25 protein-coding genes and 1 pseudogene are annotated in these 25989 nt (G+C 74.1%); 15 read left to right on the top strand and 11 right to left on the bottom strand.

Annotated features, from left to right (window positions below; translation table 11 throughout):
* Positions 1–104: 104 nt before the first annotated feature.
* From ACLQ20_RS16430 to ACLQ20_RS16445, 4 genes and pseudogenes are all read right to left on the bottom strand, one after another.
* A pseudogene (locus ACLQ20_RS16430) lies at positions 105–449 on the bottom strand (transketolase); the annotation flags it as partial.
* 51 nt (positions 450–500) lie between these two features.
* Positions 501–983, bottom strand: a complete 483-nt coding sequence (locus tag ACLQ20_RS16435) for a MarR family winged helix-turn-helix transcriptional regulator (RefSeq protein WP_327029231.1) — start codon at positions 981–983, stop codon at positions 501–503.
* A 68-nt stretch (positions 984–1051) separates the two neighbouring features.
* On the bottom strand, positions 1052–1456 hold the full coding sequence (locus tag ACLQ20_RS16440) for a YjbQ family protein (RefSeq protein ID WP_132237228.1): 405 nt from the start codon (positions 1454–1456) through the stop codon (positions 1052–1054).
* 23 nt (positions 1457–1479) lie between these two features.
* Positions 1480–1863: a hypothetical protein gene (locus tag ACLQ20_RS16445; protein WP_327029233.1), complete on the bottom strand. Its 384-nt coding sequence runs from the start codon at positions 1861–1863 to the stop codon at positions 1480–1482.
* 196 nt (positions 1864–2059) lie between these two features.
* Here ACLQ20_RS16445 and aceE point away from each other — a divergent pair, with 196 nt between their 5' ends.
* Positions 2060–4804, top strand: coding sequence for a pyruvate dehydrogenase (acetyl-transferring), homodimeric type (gene aceE, locus ACLQ20_RS16450; RefSeq protein ID WP_151456530.1), 2745 nt, complete (start codon positions 2060–2062; stop codon positions 4802–4804).
* A 138-nt stretch (positions 4805–4942) separates the two neighbouring features.
* Here the strand turns inward: aceE and ACLQ20_RS16455 are convergent, their stop codons facing one another.
* Positions 4943–5389, bottom strand: a complete 447-nt coding sequence (locus ACLQ20_RS16455; protein WP_151456531.1) for an SRPBCC family protein — start codon at positions 5387–5389, stop codon at positions 4943–4945.
* 186 nt (positions 5390–5575) lie between these two features.
* On the opposite strand from ACLQ20_RS16455, the gene ACLQ20_RS16460 reads away from it, so the two are divergent.
* From ACLQ20_RS16460 to gltX, 3 genes are read left to right on the top strand one after another with little or no spacing between them, the layout of a single operon-like run.
* Complete coding sequence (locus ACLQ20_RS16460) at positions 5576–6907, top strand: GH1 family beta-glucosidase (protein ID WP_425856251.1); 1332 nt, start codon at positions 5576–5578, stop codon at positions 6905–6907.
* On the top strand, positions 6904–8181 hold the full coding sequence (locus tag ACLQ20_RS16465) for an MFS transporter (RefSeq protein WP_425856252.1): 1278 nt from the start codon (positions 6904–6906) through the stop codon (positions 8179–8181). The genes ACLQ20_RS16460 and ACLQ20_RS16465 overlap by 4 nt, the downstream gene beginning before the upstream one ends.
* 48 nt (positions 8182–8229) lie before the next feature.
* Positions 8230–9639 (top strand): glutamate--tRNA ligase, encoded by a 1410-nt coding sequence (gltX, locus tag ACLQ20_RS16470; protein WP_425856254.1) that lies wholly within the window; start codon positions 8230–8232, stop codon positions 9637–9639.
* Positions 9640–9847: 208 nt separating this feature from the next.
* On the opposite strand, the gene ACLQ20_RS16475 is transcribed toward gltX, so the two are convergent.
* Entirely contained in the window at positions 9848–10495 is a 648-nt protein-coding gene (locus tag ACLQ20_RS16475) for a copper resistance CopC family protein (protein ID WP_358116354.1), read from the bottom strand.
* A gap of 222 nt (positions 10496–10717) precedes the next feature.
* On the opposite strand from ACLQ20_RS16475, the gene ACLQ20_RS16480 reads away from it, so the two are divergent.
* Positions 10718–11368: a hypothetical protein gene (locus tag ACLQ20_RS16480; protein ID WP_151456535.1), complete on the top strand. Its 651-nt coding sequence runs from the start codon at positions 10718–10720 to the stop codon at positions 11366–11368.
* A 79-nt stretch (positions 11369–11447) separates the two neighbouring features.
* Here the strand turns inward: ACLQ20_RS16480 and ACLQ20_RS16485 are convergent, their stop codons facing one another.
* Positions 11448–12374: an NADP-dependent oxidoreductase gene (locus ACLQ20_RS16485; protein ID WP_327029236.1), complete on the bottom strand. Its 927-nt coding sequence runs from the start codon at positions 12372–12374 to the stop codon at positions 11448–11450.
* 36 nt (positions 12375–12410) lie between these two features.
* Positions 12411–12749, bottom strand: a complete 339-nt coding sequence (locus ACLQ20_RS16490) for a hypothetical protein (protein ID WP_151456536.1) — start codon at positions 12747–12749, stop codon at positions 12411–12413.
* 249 nt (positions 12750–12998) lie between these two features.
* Between ACLQ20_RS16490 and ACLQ20_RS16495 the strand changes: the two genes are divergently transcribed.
* The 8 genes from ACLQ20_RS16495 (at position 12999) to ACLQ20_RS16530 (ending at position 21415) form a co-directional block, all read left to right on the top strand.
* Positions 12999–14183 carry a sensor histidine kinase gene (locus ACLQ20_RS16495; protein WP_358116349.1) on the top strand — a complete coding sequence of 395 codons (1185 nt, stop codon included), beginning with the start codon at positions 12999–13001 and terminating at the stop codon, positions 14181–14183.
* A 16-nt stretch (positions 14184–14199) separates the two neighbouring features.
* Positions 14200–14868 carry a response regulator transcription factor gene (locus tag ACLQ20_RS16500; RefSeq protein WP_327029238.1) on the top strand — a complete coding sequence of 223 codons (669 nt, stop codon included), beginning with the start codon at positions 14200–14202 and terminating at the stop codon, positions 14866–14868.
* Positions 14869–14905: 37 nt separating this feature from the next.
* The gene (locus ACLQ20_RS16505) at positions 14906–16162 is read left to right on the top strand and encodes a PucR family transcriptional regulator (RefSeq protein WP_151456433.1); all 1257 of its coding nucleotides are present in this window, start codon (positions 14906–14908) and stop codon (positions 16160–16162) included.
* A gap of 78 nt (positions 16163–16240) precedes the next feature.
* Entirely contained in the window at positions 16241–17410 is a 1170-nt protein-coding gene (locus ACLQ20_RS16510; protein WP_151456434.1) for an acyltransferase domain-containing protein, read from the top strand.
* 58 nt (positions 17411–17468) lie between these two features.
* The gene (locus tag ACLQ20_RS16515) at positions 17469–18413 is read left to right on the top strand and encodes a beta-ketoacyl-ACP synthase III (RefSeq protein ID WP_151456435.1); all 945 of its coding nucleotides are present in this window, start codon (positions 17469–17471) and stop codon (positions 18411–18413) included.
* Positions 18414–18496: 83 nt separating this feature from the next.
* Positions 18497–18736, top strand: coding sequence for an acyl carrier protein (locus ACLQ20_RS16520; RefSeq protein ID WP_007072348.1), 240 nt, complete (start codon positions 18497–18499; stop codon positions 18734–18736).
* A 2-nt stretch (positions 18737–18738) separates the two neighbouring features.
* Positions 18739–19965 (top strand): beta-ketoacyl-ACP synthase II, encoded by a 1227-nt coding sequence (gene fabF / locus ACLQ20_RS16525; protein ID WP_151456436.1) that lies wholly within the window; start codon positions 18739–18741, stop codon positions 19963–19965.
* A gap of 10 nt (positions 19966–19975) precedes the next feature.
* Positions 19976–21415, top strand: coding sequence for an acyl-CoA carboxylase subunit beta (locus tag ACLQ20_RS16530; RefSeq protein ID WP_425856262.1), 1440 nt, complete (start codon positions 19976–19978; stop codon positions 21413–21415).
* A 57-nt stretch (positions 21416–21472) separates the two neighbouring features.
* Here the strand turns inward: ACLQ20_RS16530 and ACLQ20_RS16535 are convergent, their stop codons facing one another.
* Positions 21473–21691 (bottom strand): hypothetical protein, encoded by a 219-nt coding sequence (locus ACLQ20_RS16535; RefSeq protein WP_151456438.1) that lies wholly within the window; start codon positions 21689–21691, stop codon positions 21473–21475.
* Positions 21692–21780: 89 nt separating this feature from the next.
* Here ACLQ20_RS16535 and ACLQ20_RS16540 point away from each other — a divergent pair, with 89 nt between their 5' ends.
* Together ACLQ20_RS16540 and ACLQ20_RS16545 are read left to right on the top strand one after the other, a co-directional pair.
* Entirely contained in the window at positions 21781–22680 is a 900-nt protein-coding gene (locus ACLQ20_RS16540) for a MerR family transcriptional regulator (RefSeq protein WP_151456439.1), read from the top strand.
* Between the two features lie 74 nt (positions 22681–22754).
* Positions 22755–23405 carry a lipoprotein gene (locus tag ACLQ20_RS16545; RefSeq protein WP_425856266.1) on the top strand — a complete coding sequence of 217 codons (651 nt, stop codon included), beginning with the start codon at positions 22755–22757 and terminating at the stop codon, positions 23403–23405.
* A 6-nt stretch (positions 23406–23411) separates the two neighbouring features.
* Here ACLQ20_RS16545 and ACLQ20_RS16550 read toward each other — a convergent pair whose 3' ends face one another.
* Both ACLQ20_RS16550 and ACLQ20_RS16555 read right to left on the bottom strand, forming a co-directional pair.
* On the bottom strand, positions 23412–25151 hold the full coding sequence (locus ACLQ20_RS16550) for a glycoside hydrolase family 3 protein (protein ID WP_327029243.1): 1740 nt from the start codon (positions 25149–25151) through the stop codon (positions 23412–23414).
* A gap of 77 nt (positions 25152–25228) precedes the next feature.
* The gene (locus ACLQ20_RS16555; RefSeq protein WP_121400330.1) at positions 25229–25720 is read right to left on the bottom strand and encodes a DUF3145 domain-containing protein; all 492 of its coding nucleotides are present in this window, start codon (positions 25718–25720) and stop codon (positions 25229–25231) included.
* Positions 25721–25989: the final 269 nt, after the last annotated feature.

Below are 25989 nucleotides of genomic sequence, written 5' to 3' on the forward strand. Positions count from 1 at the left end.
GCGTCGAACCGCCCGGCGTCGGACCGCTCGCCCGAGGGCTGGTCGGCCTCGTCCCGCTCGGCCTCGGGGCGGGCGGCCTCGGGGCGCTCGGTCGGCGTCCACCCGGCGGCCTGGGCGGCGCGGACGCAGTAGAAGGCACCCGAGCGGTAGTGCAGTAGCGCCGGGTCGGTGGCGCGCAGCGCGGCGGCGACCGCGGCGTTGCCCTCGTGGCCGGCGGAGCCGATCGTGTAGTAGCCCTCGCCGAAGCTGCGCAGCCACCGGCCGGCCAGGTCGAGCTGGCGGCTGGTGGCCTGCGCGTCGAAGAGGTCCAGCGCCCGCGCGCCGGTCAGCGTCGTGTCGTCGGTGACCGGCCGTGCGGGGTCGCGCCGCTGCGACGGGGTGGCCAGCGCGGCCAGCGTCTCCCGGAACCGGTCGTCGAGATCTTGCGGGGTGGTCACGTCGGACAGCATTACCGACGAGCGGCCTGTGCGCCCACTCGGACACGAACGACGCGGTGTGGGTCAGTCGTCGTCGCACCGCTCGGGGCAGCCGCCGTCGGAGACCTTCCAGACCAGCTCGCGCAGGGTCGCCAGCTCCTCGACGGTGAGCCCGGCGAGCAGTCGGGAGTCCGACATGACCTGGTGCACGCGGGCCCGCACCCGCCGCCCGGGCCCGGTCACCACCAGCGTCTTCTGCCGCCGGTCGGCGGGGTCGGCGTGCCGCTCGACCAGCCCGGCCCGCTCGAGCTTGTCGACCAGGGCGGTGACGTTGGAGCGGTCGCAGCCCAGCCCTTCGGCGAGGTCGCGGGCCGGCAGCGGCAGGTCGGGGTCCAGCTCGTGCAGCGCCCGCGCGGTCGCGGGGGTCAGCCCCAGCTCGGCGATCTCCCGGTCCTGGTGGTGGCGCAGCGCGGCGGCGACGTGCGTGATGCGGCGCACGACGTCGCCGGCCAGCGCCGCGCGGTCGGCGGGATCCGGCGGGACGGAGGGGACGGGCTGCGGCGCCATGCCTCATATCCTACGCGCGTCAAAAGTTGAGCAGCTCCACCATCGGCGGTTCGCGCGGAACCCCGCCGTCAGCCGGGGAGAAACGAGAAGCGGACGGTCCGGGTGGGGTTGTCGCCGTTGGGGTCCACCAGGCAGACCGACTGCCAGGTGCCCAACGCCAGCCGGCCGTCGACGACCGGCAGCGTCGCGTACGGGGGGACGAACGCCGGCAGGACGTGGTCGCGCCCGTGGCCGGGCGAGCCGTGCCGGTGCCGCCACCGGTCGTCGGTGGGCAGCAGGTCGTCGAGCGCGGCCAGCAGGTCGTCGTCGGACCCCGAGCCGGTCTCGATGATCGCCAACCCGGCGGTGGCGTGTGGCACGAAGACGTGCAGCAGGCCGTCGCCCTGCCCGGCGACGAACCGCTCGGCCTCCGCCGTGATGTCCCGGACGGTCGGCCGGGCCCCGGTCTGGACGGTGATGACCTCACTGCGCATACGACGCATTCTGCCCGAGGGGGTCAGCAACCACCGCCGGAGTCCCCGCCGCCGCCGGAATCCCCGCCGCTGGACCAGCCGCCGCCGGAATCCCCGCCACCCCACCAGCCGGAGCCCGAAGCGGCGTCGGAGCCGCAGTCGCGGTTGTCGTAGCTGGCCCCGATGTCCCCGGCGGGCCCGACCGGCGTGAAACCGACCCCCGCGTGCCGGCCGCCCGCTCCGCCGCGACGCCGGCCACGCCGGGCGCCGCGCAGCACCGCCACGCCGAACACCGCCAGCAGGCCCCCGCTCAGGACGATCGCCAGGAGGGCGGCGCGTCCCTCGCGCATCCCGATCCCGCCGGCGACCACCCCGGCCGTTCCGGCCGCCACCATGACCGCGCCGACGCGTGCCTTCCGCCTGTCCATGCCCGGCACCGTAGAGAGGCCGGGCAAGGGCCGCTCGTCCGCCGGTAACGGATGGGACGCGTTGCCGGTTGCGCAAAGTTACCGGCGGGTACCTGTGTCGCGCGTCGCGTCTCCGGGCGGTGGGCGTGACGACAGGTGCCACCAGGGGGCAGGATGGCGCTAGAGACCTATCCCACACAGAACCGAGGGAACGCCTGTGGCTACGGAACGCAAGCGCCCGGTGATCACCGCTGGTCTGCCGAGCCAGCTTCCGGACATCGACCCTGAAGAGACCAGCGAATGGGTCGAGTCGCTCGACGGTGTCATCGACGAGCGCGGGACAAAGCGCGCCCGCTACGTCATGCTGCGCCTGCTGGAGCGGGCCCGCGAGCGCCAGGTCGGGGTGCCGTCGCTGACCACCACCGACTACATCAACACCATCCCGCCGGAGCACGAGCCGTGGTTCCCGGGTGACGAGCACGTGGAACGGCGGATCCGGGCGTACGTCCGGTGGAACGCGGCCATGCTGGTGCACCGGGCGCAGCGCCCCGAGATCGGCGTCGGTGGGCACATCTCCACCTTCGCCAGCTCGGCCTCGCTCTACGAGGTGGGCTTCAACCACTTCTTCCGGGGCAAGAACCACCCGGGCGGCGGCGACCACATCTTCTACCAGGGCCACGCCTCGCCCGGCATGTACGCGCGGGCGTTCCTGGAGGGGCGGCTGACCGAGCACCAGCTCGACGGGTTCCGCCAGGAGCTGTCGCACCCGGGCGGCGGCCTGCCGTCGTACCCGCACCCGCGGCTCATGCCGGACTTCTGGGAGTTCCCCACGGTCTCGATGGGCCTGGGCGGGCTGAACGCGATCTACCAGGCGCGGTTCAACCGCTACCTGCACCACCGGGGCATCAAGGACACCTCGGACCAGCACGTGTGGGCCTACCTGGGCGACGGCGAGATGGACGAGCCGGAGACGCTCGGCGCGATCGGCGTGGCCGCCCGCGAGGAGCTGGACAACCTCACCTTCGTGATCAACTGCAACCTCCAGCGGCTCGACGGGCCGGTGCGCGGCAACGGCAAGGTCATGCAGGAGCTGGAGGCGTTCTTCCGGGGCGCCGGCTGGAACGTCATCAAGGTGGTCTGGGGCCGGGAGTGGGACCCGCTGCTCGCCGCGGACACCGACGGCGCGCTGGTCAACCTGATGAACACCACGCCCGACGGTGACTACCAGACCTACAAGGCGGAGTCCGGGGCGTACGTCCGGGAGCACTTCTTCGGCCGCGACCAGCGGACCCGCAAGATGGTCGAGGACCTCAGCGACGACGAGATCTGGAACCTCAAGCGGGGCGGCCACGACTACCGCAAGCTCTACGCGGCCTACAAGGCGGCGATGGAGCACACCGGTCAGCCGACCGTCATCCTGGCCAAGACGATCAAGGGCTGGACGCTGGGCTCGCACTTCGAGGGCCGCAACGCCACCCACCAGATGAAGAAGCTGACGCTGGAGGACCTCAAGACCTTCCGCGACCGGCTCTACCTGGACATCCCGGACAAGGCGCTGGAGGACAACCCCTACCTGCCGCCGTACTACACGCCGGGCGAGAAGTCCGACGAGATCGCGTACCTCAAGGAGCGGCGCCAGCAGCTCGGCGGCTACCTGCCGTCGCGGCGCTCGGGCCAGAAGCGGCTGGCCATCCCCGGCCCGGAGCGCTTCGCCGACGTCAAGCGCGGCTCGGGCAAGCAGAAGGTGGCCACCACGATGGCCTTCGTCCGCCTGCTCAAGGACGTGATGAAGGACAAGGAGTTCGGCAAGCGCTGGGTGCCGATCATCCCGGACGAGGCCCGCACCTTCGGCATGGACTCGCTCTTCCCGACGCAGAAGATCTACTCGCCGCACGGCCAGCGCTACACCTCGGTCGACCGGGAGCTGTTCCTGTCGTACAAGGAGTCCACCGGCGGGCAGATCCTGCACGAGGGGATCAACGAGGCCGGCTCGGTCGCCTCGTTCACGGCGGCGGGCTCGGCGTACGCCACGCACGACGAGCCGATGATCCCGATGTACATCTTCTACTCGATGTTCGGGTTCCAGCGCACCGCCGACGGGCTGTGGGCCGCCGCCGACCAGATGGCCCGGGGCTTCCTGCTCGGCGCCACCGCCGGCCGGACCACGCTCAACGGCGAGGGTCTCCAGCACGAGGACGGCCACTCGCTCCTGATCGCCGCCACCAACCCGGCGGTGGTCGCGTACGACCCGGCGTTCGCGTTCGAGATCGCGCACATCGTGGAGAACGGCCTGCACCGGATGTACGGCGAGGCGCAGGAGAACGTCTTCTACTACCTGACGATCTACAACGAGCCGATCCTCCAGCCAGCGGAGCCGGAGGGCGTGGACGTGGAGGGGCTGCTCAAGGGCATCTACCGCTACTCCCCCGCCCCGTCGGTGGGCGACGACGCGCCGAAGGCCAACGTGCTCGCCTCGGGCACGGGCATGCAGTGGGCGATCAAGGCGCAGCAGCTGCTGGCCCAGGACTGGGGCGTGGCCGCCGACGTCTGGTCGGTGACCTCCTGGACGGAGCTGCGCCGGGACGCGGTGCAGTGCGAGGAGCACAACCTGCTCAACCCGGGCGCGGAGCAGCGGGTGCCGTACATCCAGCAGAAGCTGGCCGACGCCGAGGGCCCGAAGGTCGCGGTCAGCGACTGGATGCGCGCGGTGCCGGACCTGATCGCCCGCTGGGTGCCCGGCGACTACACCTCGCTCGGCACGGACGGGTTCGGCATGTCCGACACCCGGCACGCCCTGCGCCGGCACTTCCACGTCGACGCCGAGTCGGTGGTGGTCGCGACGCTGCGGCAGCTCGCCCTGCGCGGCGCGGTACCGGCCAGCGTGCCGGCCGAGGCGGCCAAGAAGTACGCCATCGAGGACGTGAACGCGGCCCCGGTCGGCGAGACCGGCGGCGACAGCTAGGACGTACGAGACGAGGGCCCGGCGCTTCCCGCGCCGGGCCCTTCGTCGTCCGCCGACGAGCGAACCGGCGGTGGTCCGGAGTCCCTGGCGGGGACACCGGGCCACCGCCGTCGCGGGTGGCGCCAGGACGTGCCCGGCTCAGCCGACGGCGGCCAGATCGGTCAGCCGGGCGAGCGAGTCCTCCAGGTCGGCGCCGACCCTGCGCAGGCCGAGGCGGAGCAGGGCGGCCTTGACCGGACCGGCCGGCCAGCGTACGACGATGAGCCGCACGATCGTCCCGCCCTCCTCCTCGTCCACGGTGAGCTGGACGTAGATCTCGGTGCGCGCCTCCGCCCGGGCACCGGCGCCCTTGGCGCGTTCGCGCCAGCCGATCAGGGTCGGCGCCTGATAGGCGATCACCTCGGCCTCATGCGCGGCGCCACGTCCGGCCTGGACGAGTTGTCGGCGCCCGAAGCCCTCTCCCGAGAGCACCTCGGCCGCACGGACCCCCGCCAGCCAGGCCGGCAACTGCTCGGCCCGCTGCACGACGTCCCAGACCGCTTCCACCGGCGCCATCACGTGCGCACTGCGTTCCACGAGGATCATTTCCGTCTTTCCTCCAGTGAGGACATCCCACGATATCGGCACTCTATGCGCAAATTCGGACGTATACGGACGGGTTCGGAAAAGACGCGCCGAAAACTCTTGCGCTGCGGCGACGTACGACCTATGGCGCAACGGCCGGCCGCCCCCTAGAGTCCCGAACACGATTCACGTACGACGGGAGGGCGCATGTCGACCGCAGCGATGCCCGAGTTCCCCGCCGGATTCCGCTGGGGAGTGTCCACCTCCGCCTACCAGATCGAGGGCGGCGTCGACGAGAACGGGCGGGGAGCGTCCATCTGGGACACCTTCGCCCACACCCCCGGCCGGGTCGCCGACGGCAGCACCGGCGACGTGGCCTGCGACCACTACCACCGGCACGCCGAGGACGTCGCGCTGCTCGCCGGGCTGGGCGTCTCGGCGTACCGCTTCTCGATCGCCTGGCCCCGGGTGCGGCCCACCGGCGACGGGCCGGTCGACGCGCGCGGGCTGGACTTCTACGACCGGCTCGTCGACGACCTGCTCGCCCACGGCGTCGACCCGGTCGCCACGCTCTTCCACTGGGACCTGCCGCAGGCCCTCGAGGACGCGGGCGGCTGGCTGAACCGGGACACCGCCCACCGCTTCGCCGAGTACGCCGACGCGACCGCCGCCCGCCTCGGCGACCGGGTGAAGCTCTGGATCACCCTCAACGAGCCCTTCATCCACATGAGCCTCGGCCACGGCACGGGCGAGCACGCCCCCGGCCGGACGCTGCTCTTCGACGCCTTCCCGGTGGCCCACCACCAGCTGCTCGCCCACGGCCTCGCCGTCGCCGCGCTGCGGGCGCGCACCGCGAGCCCGGTCGCCATCGCGAACAACTACTCGCCCGTGCGGCCGGCCGGGGACACCGACGCCGACCGGGCGGCCGTCGCGGCGTACGAGGCGCTGCACGACCGCCTCTTCACGGACCCGCTGTTCGGCCGGGGCTACCCCGCCGAGCTGGGCTTCGACACCGCCGTGGTGCGCGCCGGCGATCTCGACGTGATCGCCGCGCCGATCGACGTGCTGGGGGTCAACTACTACAACCCCACCGGCGTACGCGCCCCGCAGGAGGGCTCGCCGCTGCCGTTCGAGTTCGTGCCGCTGGACGGATACCCGCGTACCGCCTTCGACTGGCCGGTCGCCCCCGACGGGCTGCGCGAGCTGCTCGGCTGGCTGCACCGCACGTACGCCGACGACCTGCCCCCGATCCAGGTCACCGAGAGCGGCTGCGCGTACGACGACACGCCCGACGCCGACGGCCGGGTGCACGACCCGGAGCGCATCGCCTACCTCGACGGGCACCTGCGCGCGGTACGCGCCGCGATGGCCGAGGGCGTCGACGTGACCGGCTACTTCGTCTGGTCGCTGCTGGACAACTGGGAGTGGGCGGAGGGCTTCACCAAGCGCTTCGGCCTCGTGCACGTCGACTTCGACACCCAGCTCCGTACGCCCAAGTCCTCGTACGCCTGGTTCCGTGACCTGATCGCCCGGCCGTGACCACCGTCGACCCGACGCCCGCGTCGCTGCCGGCGGCGCTCGCCGAGCCGACCGCGCCGGTGCGGCGGGGCTGGATCGCGCTGATCTTCGCGGCCAACCTCGGGGTCTGGATGGCGTTCTTCACGCCGATCCAGGTGCTGCTGCCGCAGCAGCTGGAACGGATCGCCCCGGCCGACAAGGAGACGGCGCTGGCCGTGGTCACCGGCCTCGGCGCGCTCGCCGCCGTGCTCGCCAACCCCCTCGCCGGGGCGCTGTCGGACCGCACCTGCCTGCAGCTGGCCGGGCGGGAGTTCGGCCGGCGGCACGTCTGGACCGCCGGCGGCGCGCTGCTCGGCGCGGCGGCCCTGGTGCTGCTGGCGCAGCAACGCACCGTCGCCGGGGTCGCGCTCGGCTGGGTGGCCGCCCAGGTCTGCTTCAACGCGATGCTGGCCAGCCTGACCGCCGCCGTGCCGGACCGGGTGCCGGTCGCCCAACGGGGCGGCGTCTCCGGCTGGGTCGGCATCCCCCAGGCGCTGGGGTTGGTGCTCGGGGTGGTGCTGGTCACCGCCGTGGTGAGCGGCACCGCCGCCGGCTACCTGGCGATGGCCGCGGCGGTGCTGCTGCTGGCCCTGCCGTTCGCGCTGCTCACCGCCGACGACCCGCTGCCCCGGGCGCACCGGCCGGCGCTGCGGTGGCGCGCCCTGCTCACGTCGATGTGGATCTCGCCGCGCCGCCACCCCGACTTCGGCTGGGCCTGGATCACCCGCTTCCTGGTGCAGCTCGGCAACGCGCTCGGCACGCTCTACCTGCTCTACTTCCTCACCGACGAGGTACGCCACCCCGACCCCGAGGGCGGCCTGCTGGTGCTGATCCTGCTCTACACGGCCGGCCTGGCGGCCACCGCCGTGGTGGCCGGGCGGCTGTCGGACCGCTCCGGCAAGCGGAAGGTCTTCGTCATCACCGCCGGCGGCATCATCGCGGTCGCCGCGCTGCTGCTGGCCGTCGCGCCGGTCTGGCCGGTGGCCGTGGCCGCCGCGCTGCTGCTCGGCGCCGGCTACGGCGTCTACCTGTCGGTGGACGCCGCGCTCATCACCCAGGTGCTGCCCGCCGCGACCGACCGGGCCAAGGACCTGGGCGTCATCAACATCGCCAACTCCGCCCCGCAGGTGCTCGGCCCGGCGCTCTCCGCCCCGCTCGTGGTGCACCTCGGCGGCTACCCGGTGCTCTACGCGGTCACCGCGGCGGTCACCGTGCTGGGCAGCGTCCTGGTGCTGAAGATCCGCTCGGTGCCCTGAGCCGCACCCCTGGCGGAATCCGGTCGCGCGCCGCCGTAGGCTGGAGACGTGACGGTACGTGTGCGCTTCGCCCCCTCCCCGACCGGTATGTTCCACGTCGGCGGTGCCCGCTCGGCGCTGCAGAACTGGATCTACGCCAAGCAGCAGGGCGGGGTGTTCGTGCTCCGCATCGAGGACACCGACGCGGCCCGCAACAAGCCGGAGTGGACCGAGGGCATCCTCTCCGCGCTGGACTGGATCGGCATCGAGCGCGGCGGCTACGAGGGCCCGTACTTCCAGTCGGAGTACGCCGGCGAGCACCGGGCCGCCGCCGCGCGGCTGCACGCGTCCGGCCGCGCCTACCACTGCGACTGCACCCGCGAGGCCGTGCAGGCCCGCACCGGCTCGCAGTACCAGGGCTACGACGGCTTCTGCCGGGACCGGGGCCTGCCGGCCGGCGAGGGGCGCGCCCTGCGCTTCCGTACGCCCGACGAGGGCGAGACCGTGGTGGTCGACCTGATCCGTGGCGAGCCGACCTTCGAGAACAAGCTGATCGAGGACTTCGTCATCGCCCGGGGCGACGGCTCGCCGGTCTTCCTGCTCGCCAACGTGGTCGACGACATGACCATGGGCATCACCCACGTGATCCGGGCCGAGGAGCACCTGCCCAACACCCCGAAGCAGCAGCTGCTCTGGGAGGCGCTCGGGGTCAAGCCGCCGATCTGGGCGCACGTGCCGGTGGTGGTCAACGAGAAGCGGCAGAAGCTCTCCAAGCGCCGCGACAAGGTGGCCCTGGAGGCGTTCCGGGACGAGGGTTACCTGGCCGCCGCGATGCGCAACTACCTGATGCTGCTCGGCTGGGCGCCGTCGGGCGACCGGGAGATCGTCGAGTGGTCGGTGATCGAGCAGGAGTACCGGCTGGAGGAGGTCAACCCCTCCCCGGCGTTCTTCGACGAGAAGAAGCTCCGCGCGTTCAACGGCGAGTACATCCGGGCGCTGCCCGTCGAGGAGTTCGTCGGGGCCTGCCGGCCGTGGCTGACGGGCACCGGCACCATCGCCCCGCCGCCGTGGCAGCCGGAGGAGTTCGACGCGGACGCCTTCGCGGCCGTGGCCCCGCTGGCGCAGACCCGGATCGCGCTGCTCAGCGAGATCGTGCCGAACGTCGACTTCCTCTTCCTCGCCGCGCCCCTGATCGACGAGGCCGCCTGGGCCAAGGCGATGAAGGAGGGCTCGGCGGAGCTGCTGGACGCCGCCACGGCGGCGTTCGAGGCGCTGGAGTCGTGGGACGCCGAGACGCTGAAGTCGACGTTGGAGGCGGTCGGCGCCGAGCGCGGGCTCAAGCTCGGCAAGGCCCAGGCGCCGGTCCGCGTCGCGGTCACCGGCCGTACCGTCGGACTGCCGCTGTTCGAGTCGCTGGAGGTGCTCGGCCGCGAGCGCACCCTGAGCCGGCTGCGCGCCGCCCGGGTCCGCCTGTTCTGAGCCGGGCCTGTTCCGACGGCCACGACCGCCCTGCCGGGACGGCCCACCCGCGCCGGAAGGCGGCCTGCGACACCACCGCCACGTCGATCCGTCGCCACGTCGGTCCGCGACCGCCGGCTCCGGCTCGGGGTGGTACCTGACGGCGGCGTACCCGCTCAGCGCCCGGACCCGTGGGTCCGGGCGCTGAGGCGTCCCGGGCTCGTGCCGGTCAGCGGCGGGCGGAGCGGCGACGCAGCAGCAGGCCGGCGGCGAGGGCGGCGAGGAGAAGCACGCCGCCGAGCGCCCACAGCCAGCCGCGCCCGGCCGCGTCGTCGCTCTCCTTCGCCGCGGGCACCGCGGACCCCGGCGTGCCCGCGCCCGTCGGACCGGGCGCGGCCGAGGTCGGCGCGGCGCCGGACGGAGGCGGTACGGCCGACGCCGGGGCGCTCGGGCCGGCGGTGCCCGCGCCGGTCGGCGACTCGGCGGGGGTGCCGGTGGTCAGGGTGAACCGCACCTCGCCGGAGACCGGGTGCCCGTCGCTGGACGCCAACTGATAGCCGACGATGTAGAGCCCCGCCCGGCCGGGCTTGAACGGGACGCTCACCCGCGAGCCGGAGAAGGCCGGCGCGCCGCCGAGCGCGACCACGTTGTCCGGACCGGTCACTGTGATCTTCGTCGTATTCGGGTCCGCCTTCGCCAGGAAACGCAGCTCGATCCGGGACGGCGCCTCGGCCACCCGCGCGCCGTTGCGCGGATCGCTGCCGGTCAGCGAGTTGTGGGCGGCCGCCGGCGCGGCCGGCAACACCAACGACACACCGATCGCCACGCCGACCACCACTGGCCAGGTGAGCGCCACACGTGGGAACCTGCCCCCCATGAACCCCTCCGTAAAGGTACGATCCGCCCGCTGATCCACGGCTACCGTTCATTGGTCGGGCCGGGATCACAGATAGTTCCAATTACTGTTCCACGAGCTGCAACCGATCGACGTTCTGCGCAGTCTTGAGGGTGGCACCCTGCACGGGTTCGGTCACCCCCGTCAGCCAACCAACGCGTGACCTGCAGCAAGCCATCCATCGAACGGGGCGAGGAGGCGGCGATGGTCCGAACGATGCGGCGGCTGGTCGCGGTGTTGGCAGGCGGGCTCGCGGCGGCGGTCCTGTCGCTCGGTTTCGCCGGGACGGCGACGGCGGCGCCGAAGACCCCACCGGCCGGAGTGGAGATCACCGGGCATGGGCTGGCGGAACCGCTGCGGCTGCGCGCGGAGGCCCAGCCCGCGCACGTGGTGGCGGTCATCGACCAGGTCAACTTCCTCGGCCGTACGGGGCAGCCCAAGGGCCCGAAGGCGGCCGATCTCGGTCCGAAGTACACCGTCGTGGTGTTCGCCGGTGACGTGCCGAAGCAGACGTACGACCTCTACCCGAAGGCGGTCGGCGGGCCGCGCGTCTTCCGTCCGGCCAAGCAGCCGGACGCCCGCAAGACCGCCGCGGGCTGGTTCCTCGGCCGGCTCAGCATGTCGGAGACCCTCCGCACGGCGGGCGTGCCGCTGGAGCGGCAGTTCGACACCGTCAGCGGGGGCGTCGGCGGCGGCGAGCGGGTCATCCCGGAGGACGCCCTCAACCCGGCCAAGGACATCGACGAGGCGCTCGGCGAGTTGCAGCGGCTGCTGCTGCTCAACGTCGCGGTGGTGCTGGTCATCACGTCGGGGCTCGCCGGGATCGCGCTGCTGGTCCGCCGCCGCACCCGCTGAGCCCACACCCGCTGAGCCCGCGCCCGCCGGTCCCACCGTCACCCGGCGCCCCGCCGCACGACCCCGCCCCGGGCGGGGGTCAGACCTCCAGGACCACCTTGCCGCGGACGTGCCCCGCCTCCACCAGGCGCTGCGCGTCCGCCGCCTGGGCCAGCGGGAACGTCCGTTCGACATGGACGGTCAACCGGCCGGCGTCCACCAGCCCGGCGAGCATGCCCAGGTCCACGGTCGACGGCTTGACGAACAGATAGCTGCCGCCCAGCCGGGTGACGTGCTCCGGGTCGGCCGTCGAGATCAGCCGCGCGGGACGGGTGATCAGCTCGGCCGACACGTCGAGCGCGTCGCCGCCGAACAGGTCGAGCACCACGTCCACCCCGTCGGGCGCGACCGCGCGGACCCGGTCGGCCAGCCCGTCGCCGTACGCGACCGGCTCGGCGCCCAGCGACCGGACGAAGTCGTGGTTGGCCGCGCCGGCCGTGCCGATCACGCGGTCGGCGCCGAACGCGCGGGCGATCTGCACCGCCAGGTGGCCCACCCCGCCGGACGCCCCGTGCACCAGCACCGTGTCGCCGGCGCCGGTGCGGGCCGACTGGAGCGCCTGGTACGCCGTGAGTCCCGCCAGGGGCAGGCCGCCCGCCTCGGCCCAGGACGCCCGCACCGGCTTGGCCGCCAACGTCCGCTCGGGCGCCGGGACGAGTTCGGCGTACGTGCCGTACTGGACGTGGTCGCGTCGGACGTAGCCGACGACCTCGTCGCCGACGGCGAACCCGGTCACCGCCGGCCCGACCGCCTCGATCACCCCGGCCGCGTCCCAGCCGGGAACGAGCGGGAAGTGACCCGGGATCGCACCGGCCAGGTGCCCCTCGCGCACCTTCCAGTCGACCGGGTTCACCCCGGCCGCCCGGACCCGTACGAGCACCGTGTCCGGGCCGACCGGCGGGTCGGGCAGGTCCCGGACGGTCAGCAGGTCGGCCGGGCCGTACGTGTCGATCGCGATCGCCTTCACACCGGTCACGCTAGCCGCCGGGCGGCGCCGCCGTGGTCAGCACCAGCGGCGTGGCGGCCGCTCGCGGCGGGTGACGCGCTGCCGGGGGCGGACCGGGCCGTGCCGGTGCGCGCCGGCCCAGCCGGGCAGGTCGCTGCGGCAGCCCGGGAGCGCCGCCAACTCGGCCTCGCCGGCCGGAGCCGGTTCCGCGACGCGCTGCCGGGGCACCGTGACGTCGTCCTCGGGGCGCTCGGGCGCGCGGGTCGGGTGCTCCGGCGAGTGGGCCGGGAGCCCTCCGGGCAGCCGGCGGTGCTTTGCTGCCGCCTGCTGCTCGTGGTGGCCCGGCCGGCAGGGCTCGCCCTGGGCGCAGCCGTGCTCGGCCTCCCCGTGCGCCATCGGAGTCTCCTCACGCTCGCCCCGCCCGCCGGGGTCGCTCCGACGGGCCCTGTCACCGTACTGGCCGGCACCGACGCCCCACCCGACTCCCCCACCGCGCCCGCCTCCTCCCTCGCGATCATGCAGTCGTGGTGGGAATTTCGTACGCCGGTGCAGCTTTCGTCCCCCACCACGACTGCATGATCGGCGGAAACGGGCGGGGTGGGGGTGTGGTGGGATCGGGGGGTGGGGGCGGGTGGGTGGGTGAGGGTGGCTGGGTGGGTGGGGGCCGGGACGGGCGGGCGGGACGTCATGCTGGCGTGCGCCTCCCTGGTTGGCGGGGCGGTCCTGTACGGCCTGGGCACGCAGCCGCAACTGTCCTGGCACCCGGACCTGCCGGAACCGCTGTTCCTGCTGCCGCTGGCGGTGGTCTGCACGGCGGTGGGCCTGCGCCGGGTCGCCAGCCGGGCCAGCCTGGCGCTCGGCACGGTGGCGGTGGTGGCCGACCTCGCGATGGGCGGCTCGCTGGCCACCGTCCTCGTCTACACCCAGGTGCTCTACGACGCGTGCGTGTTCGGCTCGGCCCGGACCTGGCGCCGGCTGCTCCAGGTCACGATCGGATTGAGCGTCCTCGGCACGGCGGTGGGGGTGCTGCTGAGAGGCGACTGGCGGGGCGTGGGCATCGGGGCGCCCGTGGTGCTGGCCGGGGTGCTGCCGGTGCTCACCGGGGTCAGCGTGCGGCAGTACCGGGACCAGGCGGTCGCCGAACGGGCCCGGGCCGAGCAGACGGCCCGGCTGGTGGAGCTGGACCGCCGGCAGGCCGTCGGCGCGGAGCGGGCCCGGATGGCCCGGGAGCTGCACGACGTGATCGCCAACCACCTGAGCGCGGTGGCCATCCACGCCACGGCCGCGCTCTCCGTGCCCGGGCTCGACCGGTCGCAGGTCGAGTCGGCGCTGCGGGTGATCCGGGAGAGCAGCGTGCAGGGGCTGGGCGAGATGCGGCAGATGATCGGCCTGCTGCGGGAACCGGCGGAGGGCGGGGCGGCCGTCGACGCCACCGACGAGACGACCCGGGCGCGGCTCAGCGAGGTCGACGCCCTCGTGGACCGGGTGCGCGCCGCCGGGCTGACCGTCCGGGCGACCCGACGCGGCGAGCCCCGCGCGCTGCCGGTCGGGGTGGACCTGGCCGCGTACCGGATCGTGCAGGAGTCGCTGACCAACGCGCTCAAGCACGGCGCCGGCGAGGCCGACCTGCTGGTCGCGTACGAGCCGGCAGGGGTGGTGGTGGGCGTGGAGAACCCGGTCGGCGCCGGCCGGGGCACCCTGACCGGCGCGGGCGCCGGCCTGATCGGGATGCGGGAGCGGGCGGCGCTGCTGAACGGCCGGTTCGCCGCCGGCCCGGCGGAGGGCCGCTGGCGGGTACGGGTGGAGCTGCCGACGGAGGTGGCGTCGTGAGGGGACGGGGCGTGGCATGGCCGAGGTGATCCGGGTGCTGCTCGCCGACGACCAGCCGGCGGTGCGGGCCGGGCTGGCGCTGATCCTGGCCGGTGCGGCCGGCGTCGAGGTGGTGGGTGAGGCCGAGGACGGCGCCGAGGCGGTCCGGCTGTGCCGGGAGCTGCGCCCGGACGTCGCGGTGCTGGACGTGCGGATGCCCCGGCTGGACGGCATCTCCGCCACCCGGGAGATCGCCGCCGACCGGCTCGCCGACGTGCTCGTGCTCACCACCTTCGACGTCGACGAGTACGTCTTCGGGGCGCTGCGGGCCGGCGCGGCGGGCTTCGTCCTCAAGGACATCGACGCGGCGGGCCTGGTGGCGGCGGTGCGGACGGTCGCCCGGGGCGAGGGGTTCATCGCCCCGGCGGTCACCCGCCGCCTGATCACCGAGTTCGCGGCGACCGCCCCCACCACCTCCGCCGCGGCCCGGCAGGCGGTGGACGCGCTGACCCCCCGGGAGCGCGACGTGCTGGCCTGTCTCGGGCTCGGCCTGTCCAACCAGCAGGTCGCCGACCGGTTGGCGATGGCCGAGAGCACCACCAAGACCCACGTCAGCCGGATCCTCGCCAAGCTGGACCTGCGCAGCCGGGTGCAGGCCGCCATCCTGGCCCAGGAGCTGGGACTGCCCGTCCCGCCGCCGGCCTGACCCACCGCCGCAGGTCGGGGCGTGTCAGGCTGGGGCGGTGAGCGAGCCGGGCGGGACGGAACTGTCGGCCACGCTGCGCCGGATCGAGCGGGCGGCGGGGGCGCTGGCCAGCGCCAGCGTGGCCCGGATGGACGAGGCGTTGCCCTGGTTCCGCGACCTGCCGCCCGACCACCGCTCCTGGGTGATGCTGGTGGCCCAGGCCGGCGCCCGGTCGCTGGTGCAGTGGTTGCGCGACGGCGGCGGCACGGCGGACAGCACCCAGGAGGTCTCGGACGAGGTCTTCGCCACCGCGCCGCAGGCGCTCGCCCGATCGATCAGCCTCCAGCAGACCGTCGCGCTGGTGAAGGTGATGATCGACGTCGTCGAGGAGCAGGTCTCGCACCTGGCGGCGAAGGGCGAGGAACAGCAGTTGCGCGAGGCGGTGCTGCGGTTCTCCCGGGAGATCGCCTTCGCCGCCGCCCGGGTGTACGCCCGGGCCGCCGAGTCGCGCGGCTCCTGGGACGCCCGGTTGCAGGCGTTGCTGGTGGACGCGCTGCTGCGGGGCGACTCGCCGGACGTGCTGGCGAGCCGGGCGGCGGCGCTCGGCTGGGCGGACGCCCCGCCGGTGGCGGTGGCGGTCGGCCGCTCCCCCGGCGGGGAGGTCTCCGCCGTGCTGCACACCGTCCACCGGCAGGCCCGGCGCATCGGCACGGAGGTGATCGGCGGGGTGCACGGCGACCGGCTGGTCATCGTGCTGGGCGGCGCCGCCGACCCGGTCGCGGCCACCGGCAAGCTGCTCGGCGCCTTCGGGGACGGGCCGGTGGTGGTCGGTCCGGCCGTGCCGAGCCTGGACGAGGCGACCGAGTCGGCGCGCGCCGCGCTGGCCGGCTTCCGGGCCGCACCGGCCTGGCCGACCGCGCCCCGGCCGGTGCCGGCGGACGACCTGCTGCCGGAGCGGGCGCTGGCCGGGGACGCGGAGGCGCGCCGGCGGCTGCGGCACGACGTCTACGCCGCGCTGGTGCGGGCCGGCGGGGAACTGCTGGAGACCCTCGACGCCTTCTTCGCGGCCGGCGGCACGCTGGAGAGCGCCGCGCGCTCCCTCTTCGTGCACCCGAACACGGTGCGCTACCGGCTGCGGCGGATCTCGGACGTCACCGGCTTCTCGCCGCTCGCCGCGCGGGACGCCTTCGCGCTCCAGGTGGCCCTCACCGTCGGTCGGCTCGACCCGGTGGTCCCGGTGGTACCAACTCAGACAATGACCCCGAACGCCAGCAAAACACCACACACAGGTGATGATCGCCGCCGATTTTTGTAGGAACCCTCCAAAGGTTCTAGTGCGGTTTGGTCGAGGGCGGCACAGCGCTACCCGCGCGTATCCGGGAGAGTCATAGGAGTGCTCGCCGTACTCTCGCCCGGCCAGGGTTCCCAGAAACCCGGCTTCCTGACTCCCTGGCTGGACCTCACCGGCGCCGAAGCACGTCTGCGCTGGTGGTCGGCGCTGGCCGGGGTCGACCTGGTGCACCTCGGCACCGCCGCCGACGCGGACGAGATCAGGGACACCGCGCGGACCCAGCCGCTGCTGGTCGCCGCCGCGCTGCTGGCCGCCGAGCACCTGCCGATGTACGACGTCACGCTCACCGTCGGCCACAGCGTCGGCGAGCTGGGCGCGGCGGCGCTCGCCGGGGTGCTCCCGGCGGAGGCGGCGATCACCCTGGCCGGCGTACGCGGGCGGGAGATGGCCGCGGCCTGCGCCCTGGAGCCGACCGGGATGGCCGCCGTGCTGGGCGGGGACCCCGACGAGGTGCTCGCCTCGATCGTCGCGCACGGGCTGCACCCGGCCAACCGCAACGGCGCCGGCCAGTTCGTCGCCGCCGGCTCCGTCGAAGGGCTGGAGAAGCTCGCCGCCGAGCCGCCGGCCAAGGCCCGGGTGATCCGCCTGAAGGTGGCCGGCGCCTTCCACACGCCGTACATGGCCCCCGCCGAGACGGCGCTGGCAGCCGTGGCCGCCGGGATCACCCCGAGCGACCCGGCCCGGATCCTGCTGTCGAATCTCGACGGGGCCGCGGTCAACCACGGGCGCGACATGGTGCAGCGCCTGGTCCGCCAGGTCACCGCGCCGGTGCGCTGGGACCTCTGCATGCGCACCCTGGCCGACCTCGGGGTGACCGGCGTGATCGAGCTGCCCCCGGCCGGCACCCTCGCGGGCCTGGTCAAGCGGGAGCTGAAGGGGGCCGGGGCCCCCGAGGTGGTCACCCTCAACACGCCCGACGACCTGCCCGCCGCCCGGGACCTGATCGCCCGGCACGGCATGGCGCCGGGCCACGAGCCGACCATGCACTTCCGCGTGGTGGTGGCCCCGTCGGCCGGCACCTTCGAGCCGGCGCGGGAGCTCACCGAGGGCGACACGCTCCGCGCCGGCCAGGTCGTCGGCCACGTGGCCACCCGGCAGGGCCCGGTCGAGGTGACCGCCCACGGCAGCGGTGTGCTCACCGAGTGGCTCGCCCACCACGACGACCCGGTCGCGCCGGGCCAACCGCTCGTCCGCATCGGAGGTCACGTGTGAGCGCGAGGAATGAGCCGGTCCTGCGAGTCCCGCAGTCGCGAACGGAAGGACAGCTCTGATGACCGGCAGTCGGATCGTCGCGATGGGGCACTACCAGCCCTCCCGCGTGGTCACCAACGACGACATCGCCCAACTGGTCGAGACCAGCGACGAGTGGATCCGGGACCGGGTCGGCATCGTCACCCGGCGGATCGCCGACGGTGAGACGGTCGCCGACATGGCCGCCGCCGCCGCCGGCAAGGCACTGGCCAACTCCGGGCTCACCGCCGCCGACATCGACCTGGTCGTGGTGGCGACGTGCAGCTCCGCCGATCGAAGCCCGAACGTGGCCTGCCGGGTCGCCGCCAAGCTCGGCATCACCGCGCCCGGGGCGTTCGACCTCAACACGGCCTGCTCCGGCTTCGCGTACGCGCTGGGCACCGTGGACCACGCCATCCGGGCCGGCGCCTCGCGCAACGCCCTGGTCATCGGCGCGGAGAAGCTGTCCGACATCGTCGACTGGACGGACCGCTCCACCTGCATCATCTTCGCCGACGGCGCCGGGGCCGCCGTGGTGTCGGCCGTCGGCGAGGGCGAGCCCGCCGGCGTCGGCCCGGTGGTCTGGGGCTCGGTGCCGGAGAAGGGCGACGCGGTACGCATCGAGGGCTGGCGCCCGTCCATCCAGCAGGAGGGGCAGTCGGTCTTCCGCTGGGCCACGACGGAGCTGGCGCCGCTGGCCCGGCAGGCGTGCGAGCGCGCCGGGGTGGACCCGTCGGAGCTGGCGGCCTTCGTGCCGCACCAGGCCAACGCCCGGATCATCGACGGCATCGCGAAGCGGCTCGGCATCCCGAACGCGATCATCGCCAAGGACATCGTCGAGTCCGGCAACACCTCGGCGGCGAGCGTGCCGCTGGCCCTGTCCAAGCTGGTCGAGCGGCGGGAGGTGCCCTCCGGCGCCCCGGTGCTGCTCTTCGGCTTCGGCGGTGGCCTGACCTACGCCGGTCAGGTCGTCCGCTGCCCCTGAAAGCCCCTCCGGCCGCTGCGCCGGGGAGTGACGGTCGGCGTCGTCGGCCGTCGAATGATCCACGATGAGAGGAACCAACCGCAATGACCCGTGACGAGATCACCGCCGGCCTCGCCGAGATCCTCGAAGAGGTTGCCGGGGTGAACCCGGACGACGTGGCCGAGGGGAAGTCCTTCACCGACGACCTGGACGTCGACTCGCTCTCCATGGTGGAGGTCGTGGTGGCGGCCGAGGAGAAGTTCGGCGTCAAGATCCCGGACAACGAGGTGCAGAACCTGAAGACCGTCGGGGACGCCGTCAGCTACATCGAGGCGCAGTCCTGATCATGGCTCACACCGACGTCGTCGTCACCGGGCTCGGCGCGACCACCCCGCTGGGCGGGGACGTCGCGTCGACCTGGGACGCCATGCTCGCCGGCCGCTCCGGGGTGGGTCCGCTCACCCAGGAGTGGGCCGAGCAACTGCCGGTCCGGATCGCCGCCCGGCTCGCGGTCGAGCCGACCGGCCTGATCGACCGGGTCAAGCTCCGCCGGCTCGACCGGTCCGAGGCGATCGCGATCATCGCGGCGCAGCAGGCCTGGGCGGACTCCGGCCTGGCCGACTCCGGGCTGGACCCGGAGCGGCTGGGCGTCAGCGTCGGCTCCGGCATCGGCGGCGCGCTGACGCTGCTCGCCCAGGACGACATCCTGGAGGCGTCCGGCCCGCGGCGGGTCTCCCCGCACACGATCCCGATGCTGATGCCGAACGGCCCCGCCGCCTGGGTGGGGCTGGAGCTGGGCGCGAAGGCCGGGGTGCACTCGGTGGCCAGCGCCTGCGCGACCGGCGCCGAGGCGATCGCGCTCGGCATGGACATGATCCGTGCCGGCCGGGCCGACGTGGTGGTGGCCGGCGGCACCGAGGCGGTCATCCACCAGCTGCCGATCGCCGGGTTCAGTTCGATGCGGGCGATGTCGACCCGCAACGACGAGCCGGAGCGGGCCTCCCGGCCGTGGGACAAGGGCCGCGACGGCTTCGTGCTGGGTGAGGGCGCGGGCATCGTGGTGCTGGAGCGGGCGGAGCACGCCGCCGCCCGGGGCGCCCGGGTCTACGCCCGGCTGGCCGGCGCCGGACTCACCTCCGACGGCTACGACATCGTCCAGCCGCACCCGGAGGGCGAGGGCGCGATCCGGGCGATCGCGAAGGCGATCGCGGACGCGGGCGTCGCCAGGGCGGACATCGTGCACGTCAACGCGCACGCCACGTCGACCCCGGTCGGGGACGTCGCGGAGATCACCGCGCTGCGCGCGGCGCTGGGTGACCACCCGGTGCTGACCTCGACCAAGTCGATGTCCGGTCACCTGCTGGGCGCGGCGGGCGCGCTGGAGTCGATCGCCACCATCCTGGCGATCCGCGACAGTGTCGTACCGCCGACGATCAACCTGGAGGACCCCGACGACGGGCTCACCCTGGACGTGGCCGCCAACGAGGCGCGCCGCATGGACATCCCCGCCGCGCTGAACAACTCGTTCGGCTTCGGCGGGCACAACGTGGCTCTCGTCTTCACGCGGGCCTGAGACCACAGCCATGGAGGCTCACGTGACCACCACCGCCGTTGGCGTGGACACCTCGTCCGTCGCGGACCATCGGGATCCGGAGGTTCGGCTCCGGGCGTTGTTCGACGCCGGTTCGTTGCGGCTGTCGGTGCCACGGGACACCTCGGGTGTGCTGTGGGCGCGCGGTGAGGTCGAGGGCTCGCCGGTCGTCGCGTACGCCACGGACGCGACGCGGATGGGCGGGGCGATGGGCACCGAGGGGTGCCGGCACGTCGTGGACGCGATCGACACCGCGGTGCGGGAGCGGGTGCCGGTGATCGGGTTGTGGCACTCGGGTGGTGCGCGGTTGGCCGAGGGCGTGGTCGCCCTGGACGCGGTGGGTCAGGTGTTCGCGGCGATGGTGCGGGCCTCGGGGCGGGTGCCGCAGATCTCCACGGTGCTGGGACCGGCGGCCGGTGGCGCCGCGTACGGGCCGGCGCTGACCGACATCGTGGTGATGAGCGGTGCGGGTCGGATCTTCGTGACCGGCCCGGAGGTGGTCCGCAGCGTCACCGGAGAGCAGGTCGACATGGCCCGCCTCGGTGGGCCCGAGCCGCACGGCCGCCGCTCCGGGGTGGTCCACGTGACCTGCGCCGACGACGAGACGGCGCTGGCCGAGACGCGCAAGCTCGCCGCGCTGCTCGGCCGGCAGGGGCGCCTGTCGCCCGACGACGTGTCCGCCCAGGACGAGGGGGGACACGACCTGACGGCGAAGATGCCGGTCGAGACGAACCGGGCGTACGACGTGAAGCCGGTGGTGAAGGCGCTGCTGGACGCCCCCGGGGTGGAACTGCACGCCAAGTGGGCGCCGAACGTCGTGACCACCCTGGGTCGCTTCGCCGGGCGTACCGTCGGGGTGATCGCGAACAACCCGCTGCGCCTGGGCGGCTGTCTGGACGCCTCCAGCGCCGAGAAGGCCGCCCGGTTCGTGCGCATGTGCGACTCCCTCGGCGTACCGCTGATCGTCCTGGTCGACGTCCCCGGCTACCTGCCCGGACTGGGTCAGGAGTGGGACGGCGTCGTCCGCCGGGGCGCGAAGCTCCTGCACGCCTTCGCCGAGGCCGTCGTGCCCCGGGTCACCCTGGTCACCCGCAAGGCCTACGGCGGGGCGTACATCGCGATGAACTCCCGCTCCCTGGGTGCCACCGCGGTGTTCGCCTGGCCCAACGCGGAGGTCGCGGTGATGGGCGCCGGCGCCGCCGTCAACATCCTGCACCGCAAGAAGCTCGCCGCCGCCCCGGCCGAGGAGCGCGAGACGCTGCGCGCGCAGCTCGTCGAGGAGCAGACCCGTATCGCCGGCGGCGTCAACCGGGCCCTCGAGATCGGCGTCGTGGACGACGTGATCACCCCGGCCGAGACCCGCCGCCGCATCGCCGAAGCCCTCGCCGCCGCCCCGGCGGCCCGGGGCGCGCACGGCAACATCCCGCTGTAGCCGCACAGACCGCCGTGGGGCCCGCGCTCAGCACGAGCGCGGGCCCTTGCGCGTCGTTCAGCCCCGGTTGCGGGGGTGCTGGCGGGCGGTCCGCTCGTTGCCCCGGCGGTAGTTGCCGGTCCACCGGGCCATCACGAGCTGCGGGTCGCCGTCGACCTCGGCGAGGAACTCCGCCGCCCGGCCGCCGCGCAGGGTGCCCGCCGCCCGGCCGTGGTGGGTGATCACGACCGTGCCGTCCGGCCGCTCGACGTACGCGAAACCCTCTGCTGTCCCCATGGGCGCACAGGGTGCCAGGTGGGACGGCCGAGGGCGACCCGGTTTTCCCGCTTGACCCTCCAGCGGCTGGAGACAGGAGGCTTGTCGACGTGGCCGACCGCACCGACCTGTTCACCATCGGGCAACTCGCCCGCCGGACCGGCCTGTCCGTCCGGACGATCCGCTTCTGGTCCGACCTCGACCTGCTCCCGCCCACCGCCCGGTCCACCGGCGGCTACCGCCTCTACGACGCGGCGGCCGTGGCCCGGCTGGACCTCGTCCGGAGCCTGCGGGAGCTGGGGATCGGCCTGGACGACGTCCGCCGGATCCTCCAGCGGCGGACGAGCGTCCGGGAGGTGGCCCTGGCACACAGCCGCGCCCTGGACGCGGAGATCCGCACCCTGCGGCTGCGCCGGGCGGTGTTGCGGTCGGTCGCCCGACGTGGCAGCACGACCGAGGAGTTGAGACTGATGAACGACCTGGCCCGCCTCTCCGCCCGCGAGCGGCAACGGATCATCGACGAGTTCGTCGCCGAGGTCTTCGGTGGCGTGGAGCCCGGTCCCGGCGGCGACGGGCTGGCCCGGGCGATGCGGACGCTCCCCGCCGACCTGCCCGACGAGCCCACCGACGAGGAGGTCGACGCCTGGGTCGAGCTGGCCGGGCTGGTCGCCGACCCCGCCTTCCGGCTTCGGGTACGGGCGATGGCGGTGGCCGGGGCGGCGGCGACGTCCCCGCCGCCGGCGATGCCCTCCGTCGAGCCGGCACGCGCCGCGCTCGCCGCCGGGATCGCCCCGGACTCCGGGCGGGCGCGGGCGGTGCTCGACGAGATGGTGGACCCGGGGCTGTCCCGCGCCGAACGGCTCGCGCTCGCCGACGGCATCGCGACCTTCACCGACCGGCAGGTGGAGCGGTACTGGCAGCTGATCGGGGTGCTCAACCGGCGGCCCCCGTTCCCGCCCGCGGTGCCCGCCGTGGAGTGGCTGGTGGCCGCCCTGCGCGCGGCACCGTAGATCAACCGGATTGACGCCGCCGCCCCGCGCCGCTTTGATGAGCCGGCTCTCGTCGTCAACGGGGAATGGACACCATGCAACGTCGTACCCGCGCCGCCGTGCTCGCGGTGCTCACCATCGGACTGACCGGCGGCTGCGCCGACGGGAAGGAGGCACCGTCGGCCGGTGGTTCCCCGTCGGCCTCGCCGAGCGTCACCGCCTCGACGGTGACCCCCGGCCCGCCCTGGCACGACGAGGTGGTGGCGGCTCCCGCCGGGACCACGGTGGGCGGCAAGGGTACGCCCTGCGAGCTGCCGGTCACCTTCTCGGTGCCGGCGAGGTGGAAGGTCGAGGCGGTGAAGGGCTCGGCGAAGTTCGGCGAGCCCCGCCTCGGCAAGGCCCTCATGCTGTGCGAGATCAACGCCCGGCCGACCGGCTCCACCGGGTTCCTGCGGGTGTGGCGGGTCGACGGGGTCGCCGGCGGCGCACAGGAGCACCTCAAGTACTTCCTCGACGCCTACTCGCCGGAGGCCGCGGACGCGGAGTACCGGCGGGTGAAGGCCGGCACCGTCGACGCCGTCGAGGCGAGCTACCCCAAGGAGGACGGCGGCACGGTCCACGACCAGGCCATCGCGATCTCCTCCCTCTACGGTCCGATCGTGCTGAGCCTGGACACCTCGGACCCCGTGGAGCTGCTGCCGGCGTACCAGCTGGTCAAGCAGTCGGCCCGGATCAACCGGGACTGACGCGGCTCAGGCGCCGCAGGTCGTGGCGGACAGGCCGGTCACCGGCACCGGGGACCGGCCGCCCGGTCGGGTCTTGCCGGCCAGCACCCCGGCGAGGGCGGTCATCGACACCCGGCTGGAGGAGTAGGTCGCCAGGAGGGTCGGCGACTTGGCCTTCGCCAGCACGTACGGGGTGTCCATGGCGACCGTGACGGCGGCGTCGGCGCGCAGGTCGCCGGCGCCGTCGCCGTACCCGACGAGGTGCACCACCGTGCCGCCGCCGGCCACCACCTTGACCCCGGCCGCCTTGAGCGCCTCGGTCAGCGCCGCCCGCGTGTGCTCGCGCCCGCCGGAGGCGGTCACGGTCACCGGCCCCCGTACGCCGCCGCCGCAGGCGCCCCGCAGCACCGTCACCGCCGCCGCGGCCAGGTCCTCCGCCGCCTTGCGGTGCGCCGGGCCGGCCAGCGTGGACAGCTCGGGCGTGGGCCGGTCGGCCAGCTTGAACTTCATCGTCAGTACCCGGGTCGCGGCCTCGACGAGGCGGGTCCGGGGCAGCGACTTGTCGCGGAGCGCGGCGAGCAGCCCGTCGTACGCCTGACGGACGTTCGGCGGCATGAGGATGAGGTCGTTGCCCGCCTTCAGCGCGCGCACGGCGGCCTCACCCGGCGACCAGCGCTTGGCCGGCGGCATGTTCATCCCGTCGGTGATCACCACGCCCTGGAAGCCCAGCTGGCCACGGAGCACGTCGGTGAGCAGCTTGTGCGAGAAGGTCGCCGCGGTGCCCGGGTCCACCGACCGCGCGTCGAGGTGGGCGGACATCACGGCCATCGTGCCCGCGTCGATGGCGGCGGAGAAGGGCGGCCACGCCCCGGTCTCCAGCGTCCGGCGGGGCTGGTCGAGCACCGGCAGTCCCTCGTGGGAGTCGGCGGCGCTGTGCCCGTGCCCCGGGAAGTGCTTGACGGTGGCCGCGACGCCCGCGGCCTGCAGGCCCCGGACCGCGCCCGCGACCTGCCCCGCCGTCACCTTCGGGTCCGCACCGTACGACCGGGAACCGATCACGGTGCTGCGGGTGGCGAGCACGTCGGCGACGGGGGCGAAGTCGAGGTTGATCCCCATCGCGGCGAGTTCGGTGCCGGCCGCCCGCCAGGCGGCCTCGGTCAGCTCCGGTCGTCCGGCGGCGCCGGCGGCGAGGGCGCTGGGCAGCAGGGTCACGCCGTCGGTGATCCGGGTGACCACGCCGTGCTCCTGGTCGGTGCCGATCAGGAAGGGCGCCGGCCCGGCGGGCAGCCGACCGGCGGCCGCGCGCAGGCCGTCGGTGAGCGCGCGAACCTGCTTCGGGTTGTCGACGTTTGTCGTCTCCTGGTTGCCCTTGGTCGGGTCGTCGGCGCTGAAGCCGACCAGGATCAGCCCGCCGAGCCGGTATTTCTCGACCATCTGGGCGGGGGTGTCCACCCCGGCCAGTGCCTGGTTGCCGGCCGCCGAGCCGGGCGAGACCCTGGTGGCCGCGTCGCCGTAGGCGTACGGCATCAGCACCTGGCCGACGAGGTCCTCGTCGGCGAGCGAGGCCACGAGGGCGGCGGCGCGGGCGGCGGGGTCGGTGCCGGGGACGCTCGCGGCGGGTGTCGGGGTGGCCGTCGGGGCGGCGGCGCTCGTCGGTGCCGGGTCGGGGCGGCGGTCCGCCGGCCCGGAGCACCCGGAGACGAGCAGTGCGGTCAGAGCGGCGAACGCGACGCCGGCACGTCGCGGGGTAGTCGACACGCGGCCCATCCCACCAGTTCACCCCTTATCGGGGCAACTTGACCTTCACCCGCCAGGATGAGTCGGCCCCGGTCCGGGCCCCGGCGTCAGCCGACGCGGGTGAGCAGGGTCACCGGCGCGCCGTCGCCGGCGTACCGGTAGGGCTCCAGCTCGGCGTCCCACGCCGTGCCGAGCGCCTTGTCGAGGGCGTGCGCGAGGGCCTCGGGGGCCCGCGCGCCCGCCATGATGCTGCGCAGGCGGTCCTCGCCGAGCTGGATGTCGCCGGCCGCGCCGACGCTCGCCCGGAACAGGCCGCGTCCGGGCACGTACATGAAGCGCTCGCCGTCGGCGCCGGGGCTCGGTTCCTCGGTGACCTCGAAACGGATCATGGGCCACTGCCGGAGGGCAGCAGCCAGCTCGGCGCCCGTCCCCGGACGACCGGTCCACCCGCACTCGGCCCGGCGTGCGCCGGGGTCGACGGGCTGAGCCGTCCACTGCAGGTTGACCGGCGCGGCGAGGACGCGCGCGATCGCCCACTCGACGTGTGAGCACACGGCGAGCGGGGTCGAGTGGACGTATACGACGCCACGCGTTGGCACGGTGACCTCCCGGAGAGCGAGGTGCGTCTTCCCCTACGACCTCGACCACCCGAGTGGTTGCTGGAACACATGATGACTGGTGTGACGGATGATGCGCCAGGGAATCGGAAAATTCGCGGGTCGGAATAGTCGGACGGGCACCCCGGTTGACCCCTCACGACGCGGTGACCAGCCAGGGACCGCGGTCGTGTACAGTTCCATCGGCGGCCTGTGCCGCGCACATCTTCCGCGGGCCCACCCACCAGGGTGTCGTCCGCACAGCCCCCGGA

The organism is Micromonospora sp. DT46 (genome assembly GCF_049841735.1).
GTDB classification, from domain to species: domain Bacteria; phylum Actinomycetota; class Actinomycetes; order Mycobacteriales; family Micromonosporaceae; genus Micromonospora; species Micromonospora reichwaldensis.